Origin of the sequence: Methyloversatilis universalis EHg5, assembly GCF_000378945.1 — a bacterium.
Lineage (GTDB): Bacteria > Pseudomonadota > Gammaproteobacteria > Burkholderiales > Rhodocyclaceae > Methyloversatilis > Methyloversatilis universalis_A.
Window position 1 is genome coordinate 35,459 of the sequence record NZ_KB900539.1, and the last position, 17,265, is coordinate 52,723.

Consider the following 17,265-nt stretch of genomic DNA (forward strand, 5'->3'; position numbering starts at 1 on the left):
GCTCAGTAACGCGCGCCTTCGGGGCTGGCCTGCACCGCGTAGCTCTCGATCGAGTAGCGCAGCGTGCGGCCCGGCTCTTCGGTGCGGATCAGGCGGAAGCCCGGCTCGGCGTCCGGACGGTTCACGATGAAGGACAGCACCACCGATTCGGTACCGTGGGTCGAATCGAAGGCGGTGACGCGGATGTAGCGCTGCGGGAAGGTGTCGCGGCAGGCCTTCACCTCCAGCATGATGGCCGCCGGGTCGCGCAGGTCGAACATCGGGTTGCCGTACATTTCCCAGAAGGTGTTGCGCGGGTGCGGATCGTCGGTGTACTCGATGCCGACCGCCCAGTCCTGGGACAGGCAGTATTCGATCTGGGCACGGATCTGTGCGTCGGTCAGGTCGGGCAGGAAAGAGAAGGTGCCTTGGGTAATGCGCATGGTGGTTCTCCGGTAAGAAGGGGGCTGTGGGCGCAGCGCCCCCGCCGCGCAGGGCGCAGGCAGCGTGTCCGCTGCCCGATCAGGCGCTGATCGCGGCGGGGCGCCGCTCCCACAGGGGGAGCAGGCGGTCCGGCCGTTCAGGCGACCGACGGCGTGGGCACGAAGTCCGAGGTGTCGGTCGGCGTGTAGTTGAAGGAAATTTCGCCCCAGGTATCGAGCGCGGCGGCCAGCGGGCTGCACCACTTCGCCGCGTCGCGCAGGATCTGCGGACCTTCGTTGGCGATGTCGCGACCTTCGTTGCGCGCCAGCACCATGGCTTCCAGCGCCACGCGGTTGGCGGTGGCACCGGCCTGGATGCCCTGCGGGTGGCCGATGGTGCCGCCGCCGAACTGCAGCACCACGTCATCGCCGAACAGGTCGATCAGCTGGTGCATCTGGCCGGCGTGGATGCCGCCGGAGGCGACCGGCAGCACCTTCTTCAGCGCGCCCCAGTCCTGGTCGAAATAGATGCCGCGCGGCAGGTCCACCTTGGTATGGGTGTCGCGGCACACGTTGTAGTAGCCCTGCACGGTGAGCGGGTCGCCTTCCAGCTTGCCGACCGCGGTGCCGGCGTGGATGTGGTCGACGCCGGTCAGGCGCATCCACTTGGCGATCACGCGGAAGCTCACGCCGTGGGTCTTCTGGCGGGTGTAGGTGCCGTGGCCGGCGCGGTGCAGGTGCAGGATCATGTCGTGCTGGCGGCACCAGTGCGACAGCGACTGGATGGCGGTGTAACCCACCACCAGATCGACCATGATGATGACCGAGCCCAGTTCCTTGGCGAATTCGGCGCGGCGGTACATCTCTTCCATCGAGCCGGCGGTCACGTTCAGGTAGGAACCCTTCACTTCGCCCGTCGCGGCACTGGCCTTGTTCACCGCATCCATCACGAACAGGAAGCGGTCACGCCAGTGCATGAAGGGCTGCGAGTTGATGTTCTCGTCATCCTTCATGAAATCCAGGCCGCCCTTCAGGCCTTCATAGACCACGCGGCCGTAGTTGCGGCCCGACAGACCCAGCTTGGGCTTGGTGGTGGCGCCGAGCAGCGGGCGGCCGAACTTGTCCAGGCGTTCGCGCTCGACGATGATGCCGGTCGGCGGGCCGGCGAAGGTTTTCACGTAGGCCACCGGGAATTTCATGTCTTCCAGGCGGGCGGCCTTCAGCGGCTTGAACGAGAACACGTTGCCGATGATGGAGGCGGCAACGTTGGTGATCGAACCTTCCTCGAACAGCGACAGGTCGTAGGCCACGTAGCAGAAGTACTGACCCGGATTGTTCGGCACCGGATCGACCCGGTAGGCCTTGGCGCGGTACATGTCGCAGGCGGTCAGGCGGTCGGTCCACACCACGGTCCAGGTCGCGGTGCTCGATTCGCCGGCCACTGCGGCGGCGGCTTCGATCGGGTCCACGCCGTCCTGCGGCGTGATCCGGAACAGCGCCACGATGTCCGTGTCCTTCGGCTGGTAGTCGCCGTCCCAGTAACCCATCTGCGCGTATTTCAGGACGCCGGCCGAATAGCGTTTCTTGGCGTCGGTGATCTGCTGCGGCGTGTTCATGTCGCCCATGTCTTCCTCCTGTGGATGCGGTCATTCGCCGGTAAGGCCCGGCGTTGAATCCAGTCTGGTGAAGGGTCATGGATAAGAAAAGTTTGTTTTTTTCCTTCTGTTATTAAGGCGAACTTATCGTTTCGTGTATGCTGAACCGACCTGTTGCGACGCACAAAACATCGCTTGTACTGCAAGCGGCGCTTGCGGAGCGGCGTGGGCGCTGCAATCGCCGCTGCCGGGGCCGTCCGCTGCGGCGGCGCGGCAGCGCTGGTATCAGTTTTTGTTTATCAATGACTTGCCATTCATTCGGCGGATTTTCAGGGTGCTGCCGCGGGCTGGCGCGAAACGTGTAACGGGGTCGGTACCCCGTCCATCCCGCAGGAGTCCGCCATGCTCAAGAACGCCACGCTCCGCCAGCTGTCCGCGCTGCATGCGGTTGCCCGCCTGGGCAGCGTGTCGCGGGCAGCCAGTGAAATCCATCTGACCCAGCCGGCGGTGTCGATACAGCTCAAGCTGCTGGAGGAATCGGCCGGCACACCGCTGCTGGAGCGCGAGGGCCGCGGCATACGGCTCACCTCGGCTGGCCAGCTGATGGCCGACTACGCGGCGCGCATCCTCGACCTGTGGCGTGAGGTGGGCGACGAAATGGCGGCGCACCGCGGCGTGGTGTCGCGCCGGCTGCGCATCGGCGTGGTGACCACCGCCGAATACCTGGTGCCGCGCATGCTGGTGGTGTTCGCACGCGAACAGCCGAATGTCGAAGTGAAGCTCAAGGTGGGCAACCGCGACGAAATTGTGCGCCTGCTCACCACGCAGGAAGTTGATCTGGTCATCATGGGCCGGCCGCCGCGCGACCTGAAGACGGTGGCCGAGCCGTTCGCGCGTCACACCATGGCCTTCGTCGCCGCGCCCACGCATCCGCTGATGGCGCGTCGGCGGCTGGCGCTGCGCGACATCGCGAACGAAGACCTGCTGGTGCGCGAGCGCGGCTCGGGCACCCGCACCACGCTGGAACAGCTGTTCCGCGAAGCCGATCTGACGCTGCGCATCGGTTCGGAGCTGTCGAGCAACGAGGCGATCAAGCAGATGTGCGCCGCCGGCTTCGGGCTGGCCTTCATGTCGCAGCACATCTGCCGGCACGAGCTGGAATCCGGCGAGCTGGCGCTGCTGCCGGTCACCGGCAACCCGATCGAGCGCGAGTGGTACGTGATCCATCTCGCCTCGCGCCAGCTCACGCCGGTGGCCACCGACTTCCGCCAGTTCCTGGTCGAGCACGGCCAGCGCCATGTGCAGGACCAGCTGCTGCAGCCGACGGGCGGTGGCCTGACCTTGCAGTCGATGCCTGCGGAGCGCTGCGTGCCGGCTGGCGCCTGACGCCGCGGACAGGCTGCCGCCGACGCCCGCCGGGCGGCTTGCACATGTTCACAATGGCCGCCCTGTGCAGGCAGATGGAACGGTCGTTAAAACCGCATCTGCATCCTGAGCTGTTCCCGAATGAGCGGTCGCTACGATTCCGCGCTCGTCCTGCTGTCCTGGCTGGTGGCCATCTTTGCCTCCGCGACCTTCCTGCACATCACCCGTCAGCTGCCCGATCTGCGCAGCCGGGTGCGGCTCGCCTGGCAAGCCGCAGGCACGTTGGTGATGGGTGTGGGAATCTGGAGCATGCACTTCGTCGGCATGCTGGCGTTCCATCTGCCGATCGAAATGACTTTCGATCCGTGGCTGACCCTGCTGTCCATCCTGCCGGCCTTCGCCGGTGTTGCGGTCTCCCTTTCCCTGATGCGGCGCCCGGAGTTTGCCGGATGGCGGCGTTTCCAGGCCGCACTGGCGCTGGGCAGCGGCATCGGTGTCATGCACTACGCCGGCATGACGGCCATGGAGGTGATGCCGGCCATACGCTATGACCCGGGTGTGGTGCTGCTTTCTGTGGCGGTGGCGGTCGGTCTTTCCTGGCTGTCGCTGCTGCTCGTGACCGGCCGACGCTCCATCCTGTTCGGTGCCCTGGTGCTGGGCAGCGCGGTCGCGGCCATGCACTACACCGCGATGCGGGCGGCACACTTCGATGCGGCCGCGGTCTGCACCTCGGAAGGCACGGTGCTCGACGAGCACTGGCTGGCCATGCTGGTGGCCCTCAACGCGGTGCTGCTGACCACGGTCACCCTGATTGCCACGCTTTTCAACCAGCGCCTGATCGAGCGCGACAAGGCCACCATACGTGCGCTGCAGGACGCGAACCGCTCGCTGGAAGCGCGTGCCCGCGCGCTGGCCGACCAGATGACCGCCGAACTGCGGCGGGCGGCGGACCAGCGCCGGGTCATCATGGAAACCGCGCGCATCGCGTTCTGGGACTGGGACATTGCCGCCGATACCGTGCGTTTCGACGGTTACATGCTGGCTGAAGGCGACCAGCCTGATGGCGTGGTGCTGACCACCGCACAGTGGCGTGAACGCTTCCATCCGGATGACAGGGAACCTGCCCGCCATCTGATGCTGGCCCACCTGCGTGGCGAGATTCCGCGCTACGAGGCCGAATACCGTGTGCGCGATGCGCAAGGCGAGTGGCGATGGATGCTGGCACGCGGTCTGGTCCATGAGCGCGATGCCAGCGGCCGTGCCACCCGGGTGCACGGCACCAAGATCGACATTCACCTGAACAAGGCCATCACCGCGGTGCTGCACGAGGAGCGCGCGCTGTTCAATGCCGGCCCCATCATCATGTTCCGCATGAGTTCGGACGACGGATGGCGGCTCACCTATCTGTCGGAAAACGCCCATGCGCTGTGGGGCTACGAACGCCGGGCGCTGAACCTGAATACGGCGCCGTCCTCGCTGGTCGAGCCGACCGATCTGATCCGCATTTCGTCCGACGCGAGGACCGCACTGGCCGAGGGCGGCGGGCGCTTCATCGCGGAACTTCGTTTCCGCATGGCCGACGGCAGCTACCGTTGGCATTCACTGCATGCGCACACCGAAAGACGGGAGGGTGCGGTGCAGCTGTGCGGCTTCCTGATCGATGTCGAAGAACGCAAGCAGGCCATGATGTGCGCCGAGGACAACCAGCGCCGGCTGGAGGAGGTGGTTGCCGGGCTGCACGCCTCGCATCACGAGCGCGCGGTGCATCAGCAGACCAGCAATCTGATCGGCTCGGCCGATTCGATGAGCGAGGCCAGCGAAATCGTACGGCGCGGTGCCCAGTCGCTGTTCGAGGGCTGGTCGGGTGGCCTGGCCCTGCTGAGCGACGCAGACCGGATGGATGTGGTGGTGCGCTGGGGCGACTGCGCCATGCCCGAACGGTTCGCGCTGCGGGACTGCTGGGCCTTGCGGCGGGCGCGTTCCCACGCCTGTACCGACCCGGCTCACCAGCTGTCCTGCGCGCATGACAGCGATGCCTTCCGGCACGAATCGATCTGCGTGCCTCTGGTGACCGGCAGCGAAACGCTGGGCAGCTTCCATCTGCTGATCGAGACCGCGCCCGAGGCCGATATCGCCGAAGTGCTCGCGCGCGCCGAGCGCTTCGCCGAAACGCTGAGCCTGTCGCTGTCCAACCTGAAGCTGCGTGCATCACTGCACGAGAAGGCCATGCGCGACGCGCTGACCGGCCTGTACAACCGTCGCTATCTCGATGAAACCCTGCCGCGCGAACTGCAGCGCAGCCGGCGTGACAGCAAGCCGCTGTGCCTGGCGATGATCGATGTCGATCACTTCAAGCGCTTCAATGACGAATTCGGCCACGAAGCGGGCGACCACGTGCTGCGTGCGCTGGGGGCGCTGCTGAGGAAGCGGGTTCGCACCTGTGACCTCGCCTGCCGCTACGGTGGCGAAGAGCTGTGTCTGGTGCTGCCGGCCTGCGAAATGAAGGATGCCCTGCTGCGTCTGGACGACATCCGCGAACAGGTGGCCGCGTTGCGGCTCGAGCACGGCGGACGGGATCTGCCGCCGGTCACGATTTCGGCTGGCATTGCGCTGGCCGTGGCCGACGATACGGTGGATACCCTGCACCGCCGGGCCGATCTGGCGCTCTACGACGCCAAGCGCGCGGGGCGCGACCGGGTGGTCGCCGCCCCGCGCGGACTGCTGGTCAGCCGGTGACCTTGTCCAGCGCGGCCTTGAAGCTGGCCACGGTGCGCTCGACGTTCTGCAGCTTGTCGAGGCCGAACAGGCCGATGCGGAAGGTGCGGAAATCCGCCGGCTCGTCGCACTGCAGCGGCACGCCGGCGGCGATCTGCATGCCTTGCGCGACGAATTTCTTGCCGGTCTGGATGTCCGGATCGCTGGTGTAGCTCACCACCACGCACGGCGCCTTGAAGCCTTCGGCGGCGACGCTGTCGAAGCCCTTCGCTTCCAGCAGCGCGCGCACCTGGCGGCCCAGTTCGATCTGGTTGGCCTTCACCTTGTCGAAACCGTACTGCTCGGTTTCCAGCATCACCTTGCGCAGCTGCACCAGACCATCGGTCGGCATGGTGGCGTGATAGGCGTGGCCGCCGTTCTCGTACGCTTCCATGATCTGCAGCCACTTCTTCAGGTCGGCCGCGTAGCTGGTGCTGGTGGTCGAATCGATGCGTGCGCGGGCGCGTTCGCCCAGCATGACCAGACCGGCGCAGGGCGAACCGCTCCAGCCCTTCTGCGGCGCCGACACCACGACGTCGATGCCGAGCGCGGCCATGTCCACCCACAGCGTGCCAGCGGCGATCGCGTCGAGCACGAACAGGCCATCGACTTCACGCACCGCGGCGGCGACTTCGCGCAGGTAGTCGTCCGGCAGCAGCATGCCGGCCGAGGTTTCGACCTGCGGCGCGAACACCACCGCCGGCTTCTGTTCGAGGATGGCGGCGACCACTTCCTTGACCGGCACCGGCGCGAAGGCCTTCTGCGAGCCCGGCTCGGGCTGGCGCGCCTTCAGCACGATCTGTTCGGACGGGATGCGGCCCATGTCGAAGATCTGGGTCCAGCGGAAGCTGAACCAGCCGTTGCGGATCACCATCACCTTCTGGTCGGTGGCGAACTGGCGCGCGACGGCTTCCATGCCGAAGGTGCCGCTGCCGGGCACGACGACCGCGGCCTTGGCGTTGTAGACCTGCTTCAGTACGCGCGAAATGTCCTTCATGACGCCCTGGAAGGCGGCGGACATGTGGTTCAGCGCGCGGTCGGTGTAGACGACCGAATATTCGAGCAGTCCATCGGGATCGACATTGGGCAGAAGGCCGGACACGGTGATCTCTCCGTTTCAGTGGGGTAGACGACAGATTTGCACCCCCGCTTGTGGCGGCGGCTGGACAGAACCTGCGGGCATTCGCGCGGCTCAGGTCCGCACGAAGGGCCTGAATTCTAATCCACCGGGGCGGGTTGCCGGAATGTCGGGTTTCCGTTGTGGCGCCATAACCCGCCTGTTTCCGCGCCCGCAGCCGCCGCGCCGGCCGGAAGCTGGCTGACCACTGCAAACAGGGCTTCCGCCAACGGGTGGAAAGTGGAAGACAGCCTTCCATCGCGCCTTGACGACCGGCAGCGATCCATCCACGTCCATGCATATCTTTTCCGATACGGAACAAGGCCTTGATCTGTATCAATATTCTTGTTGCAGCGCAGAAAAACCGGCTGGCCCGCAACTTGTTAGTAATCAACGCCACCTGTGCGCATCGCACCGTCGACTGACGCATTGAAAGGTGGGACGGGTCCGTTCGCGCACAGGCTCACCGGAATCGCGGCGTGCGTACAGCGAGGGTGATGGGCCGCTGACAACAAGAAGCACAGGAGAGAGACCAGGATGGAAACCTTCTATGAGGTGATGCGCCGGCAGGGCATCTCGCGCCGCAGTTTCCTGAAGTACTGTTCGTTGACCGCCACGTCGCTCGGGCTCGGTCCGGCCTTCGTGCCGCAGATCGCCCACGCGATGGAAACCAAGCCGCGCACCCCGGTGCTGTGGCTGCACGGTCTGGAATGCACCTGCTGTTCCGAATCCTTCATCCGCTCGGCCCACCCGCTGGCGAAGGACGTGGTGCTGTCGATGATCTCGCTCGACTACGACGACACGCTGATGGCGGCCGCAGGCCACCAGGCGGAGGCGATCCTCGAAGAGATCATGACCAAGTACAAGGGCAACTACATCCTGGCGGTCGAGGGCAACCCGCCGCTGAACCAGGATGGCATGAGCTGCATCATCGGCGGCAAGCCCTTCATCGACCAGTTGAAGCACGTGGCCAAGGACGCCAAGGCCATCATTTCCTGGGGCTCCTGTGCCAGCTGGGGCTGCGTGCAGGCGGCCAAGCCGAATCCGACCCAGGCCACGCCGGTGCACAAGGTCATTTTCGACAAGCCCATCATCAAGGTGCCGGGCTGCCCGCCGATCGCCGAAGTGATGACCGGCGTCATCACCTACATGCTCACCTTCGACCGCATCCCGGAACTGGACCGCCAGGGCCGGCCGAAGATGTTCTACAGCCAGCGCATCCACGACAAGTGCTACCGCCGTCCGCACTTCGACGCCGGCCAGTTCGTCGAGGCCTGGGACGACGAGTCCGCGCGCAAGGGCTACTGCCTCTACAAGGTCGGCTGCAAGGGCCCGACCACCTACAACGCCTGTTCCACCGTGCAGTGGAACGAGGGCACCAGCTTCCCGATCAAGGCCGGCCACGGCTGCATCGGCTGCTCGGAAGACGGCTTCTGGGACAAGGGCTCGTTCTACGACCGCCTGACCGACATCCACCAGTTCGGCATTGAGGCCAATGCGGACCAGGTCGGCGCCACTGCGGCCGGCGTGGTCGGTGCGGCGGTCGCGGCCCACGCAGCGGTGTCGGCGATCAAGCGCGCCTCGCACAAGCAGGACAGCGCCACCACCACCGCCGACCACTGATCGCGAACCCCGCAGGCGCGCGGCCGTAAGCGGCCGCGCCGGCGGGCCCTGTTCCAGCAAAGGATACGAAGATGGGTGCTTACGAAACGCAAGGTTTCAAGATGGACAACTCCGGTCGGCGCATCGTCGTCGACCCGGTCACGCGCATCGAAGGTCACATGCGCTGTGAAGTGAATGTGGACAGCAACAATGTCATCCGCAACGCGGTGTCGACCGGCACCATGTGGCGCGGCCTCGAAGTGATCCTGAAGGGCCGCGATCCGCGCGACGCCTGGGCCTTCGTCGAGCGCATCTGCGGCGTCTGTACCGGCTGTCACGCACTGACTTCGGTGCGCGCGGTGGAAGACGCGCTGGGCATCAAGATTCCGCTGAATGCCCACCTGATCCGCGAAATGATGGCGAAGACGCTGCAGGTGCATGACCACGCGGTGCACTTCTACCACCTGCACGCGCTCGACTGGGTGGATGTCGTGTCGGCGCTGAAGGCCGATCCGAAGAAAACCAGCGAACTGCAGCAGATGGTGTCGCCGTCGCACCCGCTGTCCTCGCCCGGCTATTTCCGCGACATCCAGAACCGGCTGAAGAAGTTCGTCGAAAGCGGCCAGCTCGGTCCCTTCATGAACGGCTACTGGGGCAGCAAGGCCTATGTGCTGCCGCCGGAAGCCAACCTGATGGCGGTCACCCACTACCTCGAAGCACTCGACCTGCAGAAGGAATGGGTCAAGGTGCACACCATCTTCGGCGGCAAGAACCCGCACCCGAACTACCTGGTGGGCGGCGTGCCGTGCGCGATCAACATCGACGGCGACGGCGCCGCCGGTGCGCCGATCAACATGGAGCGGCTGAACTTCGTCGAAGCCCGCATCAAGGAGATGATCGAGTTCAACAACAACGTCTATGTACCGGACGTGCTCGCCATCGGAACGATCTACAAGCAGGCCGGCTGGCTGTACGGCGGAGGCCTGTCGGCGACCAACGTGGCCGACTACGGCACCTACGAGAAGGTGCCCTACGACCACAGCACGCATCAGCTGCCGGGCGGCGTCATCCTGAACGGCAACTGGGACGAGATCCACGAAATCGACCCGCGTGACCCGGAGCAGGTGCAGGAATTCGTCGCCCACAGCTGGTACAAGTACGCCGACGAATCCAAGGGTCTGCACCCGTGGGACGGCGTGACCGAGCCGAACTACGTGCTGGGCGCCAACACCAAGGGTTCGCGCACCAACATCGAGGAAATCGACGAAGGCGCGAAGTACTCGTGGATCAAGTCGCCGCGCTGGCGCGGCCATGCGGTCGAGGTCGGCCCGCTGTCGCGCTACATCCTCGGCTATGCGCACGCCGCCAAGGGCAACAAGTGGTGCCAGCGCGTGAAGCAGCAGGTGGATGAGTCGGCGGTGGCGATCAACAGCGCCATCCCGAAGGCGCTCGGCCTGCCGGAAACCCATTTCACCGCCAAGCAGCTGCTGCCCACGACCATCGGCCGCACGCTGGCCCGCGCGCTGGAAAGCCAGTACGCCGCCGAAATGATGTATGACGATTACAAGCAGCTGATCGACAACATCAAGGCCGGCGACCGCAGCACCGCCAACGTCGAGAAGTGGGACCCGAAGACCTGGCCGAAGGAAGCCAAGGGCGTGGGCACCGTGGCCGCACCGCGCGGCATGCTGGGCCACTGGATCCGCATCAAGGACGGCCGCATCGAGAACTACCAGTGCGTCGTGCCGACCACCTGGAACGGCAGCCCGCGCGACACCAAGGGCCAGATCGGCGCCTTCGAGGCCAGCCTGATGAACACGCCGATGGTGAATCCGGAACAGCCGGTGGAAATCCTGCGCACCCTGCATTCCTTCGACCCCTGCCTCGCCTGCTCGACGCACGTGATGAGCGAGGACGGCCAGGAACTGACCACGGTGAAGGTGCGCTGAAGCGCGCCCACGACATAACGAAATCAGGAGGAAACATGAATACGTCCCTCGTTCGCCGCGCAGCCGTCGCGGCCGCTCTGGCCGCCGCCGCCGGCGTCGCCCAGGCACATGAAGGCCACGGCGCCCACGGTCTGGCCGCTGGCCTGGCCCACCCGTTTGCCGGTGCCGATCACCTGCTGGCGATGATTGCGGTCGGCGTGTGGTCGGCGGCGGCCCTGCCGGCCGCGCAGCGCCTGGCTGGCCCGGCCTTCTTTCTGATCGCGCTGCTGGCCGGTGCCTTCATCGGCGTGCAGACCGGCGCCGGCGGCTTCGTCGAAGCCGGTGTCGCGCTGAGCGTCGCTGCGCTGGGCGTGCTGCTGCTCGGCCGCGGCCGACTGCCGGCCACCGTCGGCTTCGCGCTGGTCGCCGCCGCTGGTGCGCTGCACGGCGTGGCGCACGGTGCCGAATGGGCCGCCGGTAGTTCGTTCGCCGCCTACGCCGCAGGCTTCGTCGCCGGCTCGGCACTGCTGCACGCCGCCGGTCTCGTGGCCGGCAGCTGGCTGGCCCGCGTGCCGGCCTGGCTGTGGCGCGTGCAGGCCGCCGGTGTCGGTGCGGCCGGCCTGTTCATGTTCGCGTCGCGCATCTGAAGCACCCAACCGCGGGAGACGACAGATGTCCGCCACCACTTCAGAAAAGCTGTCCCACGCCACCGGCATCGATGACGGAGCGGTCGCCCACGGCCGCTCGATCAAGTCGGTCTATGTGTACGAGGCGCCGGTCCGCATCTGGCACTGGATCAACGCACTCGCCATCACGGTGCTTGCGCTGACCGGCTACTTCATCGGTTCGCCGCTGCCCACCCAGCCGGGTGAAGCCAGCGCGAACTACCTGATGGGCTATATCCGCTTCGCCCACTTCGCCGCCGGCTACCTGCTGGCGGTGGGGCTGATCGGCCGCATCTACTGGGCCATCGTCGGCAATCACCATGCCCGCGAGCTGTTCTGGGTACCGCTGCTCACCCGCGCCTACTGGGTCGAGGTGTTCGGCATGCTCAAGTGGTATGCCTTCGTGAGCGCGCGTCCCGGGCGCTATGTCGGCCACAACCCGCTGGCGCGCTTCGCCATGTTCTTCGGCTACCTGCTGCTCACGCTGTTCATGATCTGCACCGGCTTCGCGCTGTACGGCGAAGGCGCGCAGATGGGCTCGTGGCAGGAGCGGATGTTCGGCTGGGTGATTCCGCTGATGGGTCAGTCGCAGGACGTGCATACCTGGCACCACCTCGGCATGTGGGCGCTCATCGTGTTCGTCATCCTGCACGTCTATGCGGCCATCCGCGAAGACATCATGGGTCGCTCCAGCGTGGTGAGCACCATGATTTCCGGCCACCGCACCTTCAAGGACTGAAACAGTGTCCGCGGCTCCCGCTCCCGCGCGCGCCGCGGCACCTTCCACCGTCTCCTCAAGAGAAAGAAGGCTCGTTGTGCACCCCTTGCGTCCCGGTTCGTCACGTCGTTCGCACCCGCCTGCGGGCATTCCGGTGCGGGCGCCGTGGCATCCGGGACGATTTCTTCAGCACAACTACCTTTCTCCCATCGGCATGTCGCAGAGCGAGGCTGCACGCGCGCTCGGCATGTCGCGCCGCCGTCTGCACGAAATCGTGCATGGCCAGCGCGCGATGACGCCCGACACCGCCATTCGCTGTGCCCTGCTGTTCGGCACCGACGCCGCCTTCTGGCTCGCGCTGCAGTCGGCCTGGGACAGCTTCCACGCCTGGAAGGCGCTGCGCGCCACGCCTGACGCCACGCTTCCGCGCGGCGCCCACTGATTTTTTCCGAGGTATTGCGACGATGAACACCACTCCGTCCGAAACCGCCTGTCACCGCCCTGGTGACACCCTGGTCGTGCTCGGCATCGGCAACGTGCTGTGGGCCGACGAGGGCTTCGGCGTGCGCTGTGTCGAAGCGCTGCAGCAGCGCTGGGAATTCGCGCCCGAAGAAGGCATCGAGGTGCAGCTGATCGACGGCGGCACCCAGGGCCTCTACCTGGTGCAGCACGTGCAGTCGGCCGACTGCCTGCTCATATTCGATGCCATCGACTACGGGCTGGAGCCGGGCACCATCAAGTGCATCGCCAACGACGACGTGCCCCGCTTCATGGGCGCGAAGAAGATGAGCCTGCACCAGACCGGCTTCCAGGAAGTGCTGTCGCTGGCCCAGCTCACCGGCCGCTATCCGCGCGAAGTGCTGCTGATCGGCTGCCAGCCGGAAGAGCTGGAGGACTACGGCGGCAGCCTGCGCCCGACCGTCCGTCGCGCGCTGGAAGACGCACTGCAGATCGGGCTGGATACGCTGCGCCGCTGGGGCGCCGGCCCGCAGCCGCGCAGCACGCCGCTCACCGTGCGCGAATGCATCACCTTCGCCGAACTGGGGCTGGAGCGCTACGAGGATGAACGCCCGGCCGAAGACCTCGCCTGCCGCAGCGGCGACGCCCGCTTCTTCCCGACCACCGCGGCGGAGGGCTGAACCATGTGTCTGGGCATTCCGATGCAGGTGATGGCGGTCGAGCCGGGTCATGTGCGCTGCGTGGGCCGGCTGGGCCTGCGCCGCGTGCGCTCCGCGCTGGTGGGCGAGGTGGCGGTCGGTGACTGGCTGCTGGTGTTCCTCGACAGCGCGCAGGAGCGCATCAGCGTCGAGCGCGCGCGCGAGGTCGATGCCACGCTGGACATGATCGAGGCGGTCATGCAGGGCGAAGGCGGCGACGGCGATGCCGCCTTCGCCCTGCCGTCCGCGATGAGTGAAGAACAGCTGCGTGCGCTGTCTGGCGCCGCGGCCCGTAGCGAACACAGCCCTCAGGGCAGCCTTCTGGGAGAACCCGCATGAGCATCGAACACGGCGCATCCGCGCCCATCGTCACGCTGCCGGTGGCTGCACCGGCCACCGCTTCGCCGCTGATCGAACGGCTGGTCAGCGCCCACGGCGCGCAGTGGCTTACCGCCGACATGGTGGCCGACTGGGCCGCTGCCGGGGGCGACCGCATCATCCTGCTCGCCGGCGACCCGGTGCGTTTCCCCGAGGCGCTGGACGTGGCGGTGGTGCTGCCCGAACTGGTGGCGCAGTTCCCGCGCCGCTTCACGGTCGGTGTCGCCACCCGCGCGGACGAGGACGCCATTGCGAAGCGCTACGGCTCCATCCGCTGGCCGGCGCTGGTGTTCGTGCGCGACGGCCAGTACGTCACCACCCTGTCCGGCATGCTGGACTGGGACGTCTATGTCGAACGGGTCGGCCTGGCGCTCACCATGCCCACCTCGCGCGCCCCCACGGTCGGCATTCCGGTGCGCAACGCCGGCGCCGCTTCCGAATCCTCCTGCCACTGAACGGAGTCCAACGTGAAAGAGTTTCCGATTCCGGTCGCCGTCATCGGCCCCGGCACCCAGGTCGAAGATGAAACGCTGCAGTACATGAACATGCCGCAGGGCATGGAGACTTTCCGCCCGCCCATCCTGCCCGAGCCGGAAGAGCTGGTCGGCCACGAACAGGCGCATCTGGCGCTGCGCGACGTGCTGGCCTGCGTCGGCGAAACCCGCCTCGACGGCCGCAACCGCAGCATCGACCTGACCCGGCTGCCGCCGGACGACCTGAAGCTGATCAACCAGGTGATGGGCGAGGGCGAGGTGAGCGCCCAGGTGCGCACCGAAGGCGACACCGCCTGGCGGGTCGACGTGCAGGAATCGGTGTTCGCCGGCGTGTGGCGCGTCATCGTGACCGACGGCGGCCGCGTGCAGTCCGACACCATGGAAGTCGGCGCCATCCCGCACATCCTGCGCAGTTCGGCGGCAGACGACCTGTGGTTCTCGGTGCCGCGCTGGCAGGGCGCGCTGCCGCCCAACGTGCAGAACGCGCCGGCGCTGCTGGCCGAGATCGAGGACCAGTGGCGCGCATGGAAGCCGGGCCAGCCGGCGCACGTGGTGAATCTCACGCTGCTGCCGATGTCGCAGGAAGACATCGGCTTCATGGATCACCACCTCGGCACCGGCCGTGTGCTCATCCTGTCGCGTGGCTACGGCAACTGCCGCATCACCAACACCCGCGTGCCCAACACCTGGCGCGTGGTCTATTACAACTCGCAGGACGTGGTCATCCTGAACACCGTCGAGGTGACCGCGTTGCCCGAGGTCGCGATGGCCGCGAAGGAGGATCTCGAAGATTCGTTCGAGCGTCTGACCGAAGTGCTGGCCTGGGTGGAAGGCGCCTGATCATGTCGGAACCCGCACGCTTCGAAGGCAGCTATCTCGGCGACGCCGGGAAGTTGCCGGACAATGCGAAGCTCGAATGCAAGATCTGCTGGTGGGTGTACGACCCGCAGCAGGGCGACCCGGTGTGGCAGATCGCGCCGGGCACCGCATTCACCGACCTGCCGCCGCACTGGCGCTGCCCGCAGTGCGACGGCGACGCCGACCAGTTCATGGTGATCGACTGAGGTTGATCACCTCACCGCACCTGAGCGACCGACATGACCACCGACCCGATGCTCGCCTACCGCATCAGCGCCCTCGAGACGCTGTTCCGCCAGATCGCCGACACCCGCATGGCCGGGCTGCCGGTGATCAACCCCGCGCTGCGGGTGGAGGCGGTCGGCTTCGAGCCCTGCGCGTCGGAGCCGGATCTGCCGGCCGCGGTCAGCGGTGTGCTGGTCACGCCCTGGTTCATGAATCTGGTGCGCCTGCCGTTGGTGCGCGAGGACGATGCGGGCCGGGTCGGCGTCAGCCGCCGGCTGGCGCTCGGCAACGAGCGCTTCGACTTCATCGGTGCGCACGAGGCGGCCATCGGCACCTTCGACGCCTGTTCGCTGTTTTCGCCGATGTTCGATTTCCCGGACCACGACAACGCGGTCGCCACCGCGCGTGCGGTGCTGATCCGTCTGCGCAGTGCGCAGGCGGATGCCGCGGCCGCGCCGCGCGAGGCGGAGGGCGAAGTCGAACGCCCGTCGCGTCGCGGCTTCCTGTTCGGCCGGAGCCGCAGCCCATGAACACGCTGGACGCACTGGCCGGCGTGCTGCGCGTGCGCCCGGGCGCCGCGCGGCCGCAGGCGCTGGCTGGCAGCCGTCCGGACTGGGCCGCCACGCTGGGTCGCGGCAAGCCGGCCGACGTGCTGCCCGGCCTGCTGTCTTCGGTGTTCAGCCTGTGCGCCCATGCCCATGCGCTGTGCGCGCGGGCCGCGGTGGATGCGGCCCGCGGCATCGAAGCGCCGCCCAGTACTGCGAGCCTGCGCGACGAAACATTGCGCGAACACCTGCGCCGCCTGCTGCTCGACTGGCCGACCCGGCTGGCCGGCTCGCCGCCGCCCGAAGCGCAGCGCGCGCTCGCGGCCTGTCCGCTGCTGCGTCCGGACGCCACCCATACGCCGGTCGACTGGCTTGAACGCCATCTGCTCGGCGGCGGTGCGCAGGACTGGTTGGCCGCGTGGGACGCCGATCCGCACGCCGCCTTCGCCAGCTGGCGTGCCGGCCGCGCCAGCTGGCTGGCCGCGCTGATGGACGATATCGCCCCGATCGCCGACCGCCGGCTGCCGGTGGCACCGCCGCTGCAGGCGCACGCCGACGACGCCGGCCTGCGCACGCTGGCCGGCCGTCTGGCGGACGAGGACAGCTTCAGTCGTCTGCCCGACCTCGATGGCCGTTGCGCCGAAACCGGCTGCTGGACCCGGCTCGACGACGCCCCGAAGGCGCCGTCGGCGCCCACCGCCGGCGCCCGCATGGCCGCCCGCATCGCCGAAGCCGTGCGGCTGGCGCTGCCCGATGCCGCACCCCGGCTGCGCAGCGGCCAGCTCGCGCTCGGGCCGGGCGCCGGTCTGGCCTGGGCCGAAATGGCGCGCGGCCTGCTGCTGCATTACGTGGAGCTCGACCCGACCCGCACCGTGGTGCAGCGCTGCCGGGTGCTGGCGCCGACCGAATGGAATTTCCACCCGCAGGGCGCGGTCGCCGCGTCGCTCGAAACGCTGGACCCGCACGCGCCCGACATCGCGCTTCAGGTGGCGGTGCTGATGAGCGCCTGGGACCCCTGCGTGCGCTACGACCTGCTGCTGCCGGAGGTGGCCCATGCATGAAGCCAGTCTGGCCGGCGGCATCCTGCAGCTGGTCGAGCGTACGGCCGAGCGCGAGCGCTTCGCCCGGGTTACGCATCTGCGGCTGGAAGCGGGGCAGCTGGCCGGCGTCGAGTCGCGCGCGCTGCGCTTCGCGCTCGAAGCCATCGCGCCCGGCACCCTGCTCGACGGCGCGCGGATCGACATTGACGAACCGCCGGGCGAAGCCTGGTGCATGGACTGCAGCGTCACCGTGCAGATCGCGCAGCGCGGTGACGCCTGTGCGCACTGCGGTGGCTTCCGGCTGCAGCCCACCGGCGGCACTGAGCTGAAAGTGATCGACATGCAGGTCGAGGATTGAGCGGCGGCGCCGCAGCAGAAGGTCGGGTCCGCAACAGGGCGGGCAGACCGGAGACAGGAATGTGC

The 17,265-nt window shown here is 67.3% G+C and carries 18 protein-coding genes; 15 read left to right on the top strand and 3 right to left on the bottom strand.

Annotation, left to right across the window (positions count from 1 at the left end; translation table 11 throughout):
- Nucleotides 1–2: 2 nt before the first annotated feature.
- Both METUNV2_RS0100140 and METUNV2_RS0100145 read right to left on the bottom strand, forming a co-directional pair.
- A complete protein-coding gene (locus METUNV2_RS0100140) occupies nt 3–422 on the bottom strand; it encodes a ribulose bisphosphate carboxylase small subunit (protein ID WP_018227487.1) in 420 nt (139 codons plus the stop codon).
- 137 nt (nt 423–559) lie between these two features.
- Nucleotides 560–2,026 (bottom strand): form I ribulose bisphosphate carboxylase large subunit, encoded by a 1,467-nt coding sequence (locus tag METUNV2_RS0100145; protein ID WP_018227488.1) that lies wholly within the window; start codon nt 2,024–2,026, stop codon nt 560–562.
- Between the two features lie 372 nt (nt 2,027–2,398).
- Here METUNV2_RS0100145 and METUNV2_RS0100150 point away from each other — a divergent pair, with 372 nt between their 5' ends.
- Together METUNV2_RS0100150 and METUNV2_RS19295 are read left to right on the top strand one after the other, a co-directional pair.
- Nucleotides 2,399–3,382, top strand: a complete 984-nt coding sequence (locus METUNV2_RS0100150) for a LysR family transcriptional regulator (protein WP_018227489.1) — start codon at nt 2,399–2,401, stop codon at nt 3,380–3,382.
- A gap of 120 nt (nt 3,383–3,502) precedes the next feature.
- A complete protein-coding gene (locus METUNV2_RS19295; protein WP_018227490.1) occupies nt 3,503–6,097 on the top strand; it encodes a diguanylate cyclase in 2,595 nt (864 codons plus the stop codon).
- On the opposite strand, the gene METUNV2_RS0100160 is transcribed toward METUNV2_RS19295, so the two are convergent.
- On the bottom strand, nt 6,087–7,217 hold the full coding sequence (locus METUNV2_RS0100160) for an aminotransferase class V-fold PLP-dependent enzyme (protein ID WP_018227491.1): 1,131 nt from the start codon (nt 7,215–7,217) through the stop codon (nt 6,087–6,089). The two genes, METUNV2_RS19295 and METUNV2_RS0100160, sit on opposite strands and share 11 nt — an antisense overlap.
- A 552-nt stretch (nt 7,218–7,769) precedes the next feature.
- On the opposite strand from METUNV2_RS0100160, the gene METUNV2_RS0100165 reads away from it, so the two are divergent.
- From METUNV2_RS0100165 to hypA, 13 genes are all read left to right on the top strand, one after another.
- Complete coding sequence (locus METUNV2_RS0100165) at nt 7,770–8,855, top strand: hydrogenase small subunit (RefSeq protein WP_018227492.1); 1,086 nt, start codon at nt 7,770–7,772, stop codon at nt 8,853–8,855.
- Between the two features lie 71 nt (nt 8,856–8,926).
- Nucleotides 8,927–10,783, top strand: coding sequence for a nickel-dependent hydrogenase large subunit (locus METUNV2_RS0100170; protein ID WP_018227493.1), 1,857 nt, complete (start codon nt 8,927–8,929; stop codon nt 10,781–10,783).
- A 35-nt stretch (nt 10,784–10,818) separates the two neighbouring features.
- The gene (locus tag METUNV2_RS0100175; RefSeq protein ID WP_018227494.1) at nt 10,819–11,409 is read left to right on the top strand and encodes a HupE/UreJ family protein; all 591 of its coding nucleotides are present in this window, start codon (nt 10,819–10,821) and stop codon (nt 11,407–11,409) included.
- Between the two features lie 25 nt (nt 11,410–11,434).
- Complete coding sequence (cybH, locus tag METUNV2_RS0100180) at nt 11,435–12,166, top strand: Ni/Fe-hydrogenase, b-type cytochrome subunit (protein WP_018227495.1); 732 nt, start codon at nt 11,435–11,437, stop codon at nt 12,164–12,166.
- A gap of 76 nt (nt 12,167–12,242) precedes the next feature.
- Complete coding sequence (locus tag METUNV2_RS0100185) at nt 12,243–12,587, top strand: HigA family addiction module antitoxin (RefSeq protein ID WP_332309771.1); 345 nt, start codon at nt 12,243–12,245, stop codon at nt 12,585–12,587.
- A 22-nt stretch (nt 12,588–12,609) separates the two neighbouring features.
- Nucleotides 12,610–13,284: a HyaD/HybD family hydrogenase maturation endopeptidase gene (locus tag METUNV2_RS0100190; RefSeq protein ID WP_018227496.1), complete on the top strand. Its 675-nt coding sequence runs from the start codon at nt 12,610–12,612 to the stop codon at nt 13,282–13,284.
- Nucleotides 13,285–13,287: 3 nt separating this feature from the next.
- On the top strand, nt 13,288–13,641 hold the full coding sequence (locus METUNV2_RS0100195; RefSeq protein WP_018227497.1) for a HypC/HybG/HupF family hydrogenase formation chaperone: 354 nt from the start codon (nt 13,288–13,290) through the stop codon (nt 13,639–13,641).
- The gene (locus tag METUNV2_RS0100200) at nt 13,638–14,135 is read left to right on the top strand and encodes a hydrogenase (RefSeq protein WP_018227498.1); all 498 of its coding nucleotides are present in this window, start codon (nt 13,638–13,640) and stop codon (nt 14,133–14,135) included. Before METUNV2_RS0100195 ends, METUNV2_RS0100200 begins: the two co-directional genes overlap by 4 nt.
- A gap of 12 nt (nt 14,136–14,147) precedes the next feature.
- A complete protein-coding gene (locus METUNV2_RS0100205; protein WP_018227499.1) occupies nt 14,148–15,014 on the top strand; it encodes a hydrogenase expression/formation protein in 867 nt (288 codons plus the stop codon).
- Nucleotides 15,015–15,016: 2 nt separating this feature from the next.
- Complete coding sequence (locus tag METUNV2_RS19950) at nt 15,017–15,238, top strand: rubredoxin (RefSeq protein WP_018227500.1); 222 nt, start codon at nt 15,017–15,019, stop codon at nt 15,236–15,238.
- A 33-nt stretch (nt 15,239–15,271) separates the two neighbouring features.
- Nucleotides 15,272–15,787, top strand: a complete 516-nt coding sequence (gene hybE / locus METUNV2_RS0100215) for a [NiFe]-hydrogenase assembly chaperone HybE (protein ID WP_018227501.1) — start codon at nt 15,272–15,274, stop codon at nt 15,785–15,787.
- Entirely contained in the window at nt 15,784–16,863 is a 1,080-nt protein-coding gene (locus tag METUNV2_RS0100220; protein WP_018227502.1) for a hypothetical protein, read from the top strand. The genes hybE and METUNV2_RS0100220 overlap by 4 nt, the downstream gene beginning before the upstream one ends.
- On the top strand, nt 16,856–17,200 hold the full coding sequence (gene hypA, locus METUNV2_RS0100225) for a hydrogenase maturation nickel metallochaperone HypA (protein WP_018227503.1): 345 nt from the start codon (nt 16,856–16,858) through the stop codon (nt 17,198–17,200). Before METUNV2_RS0100220 ends, hypA begins: the two co-directional genes overlap by 8 nt.
- The last annotated feature ends 65 nt before the right edge of the window (nt 17,201–17,265 follow it).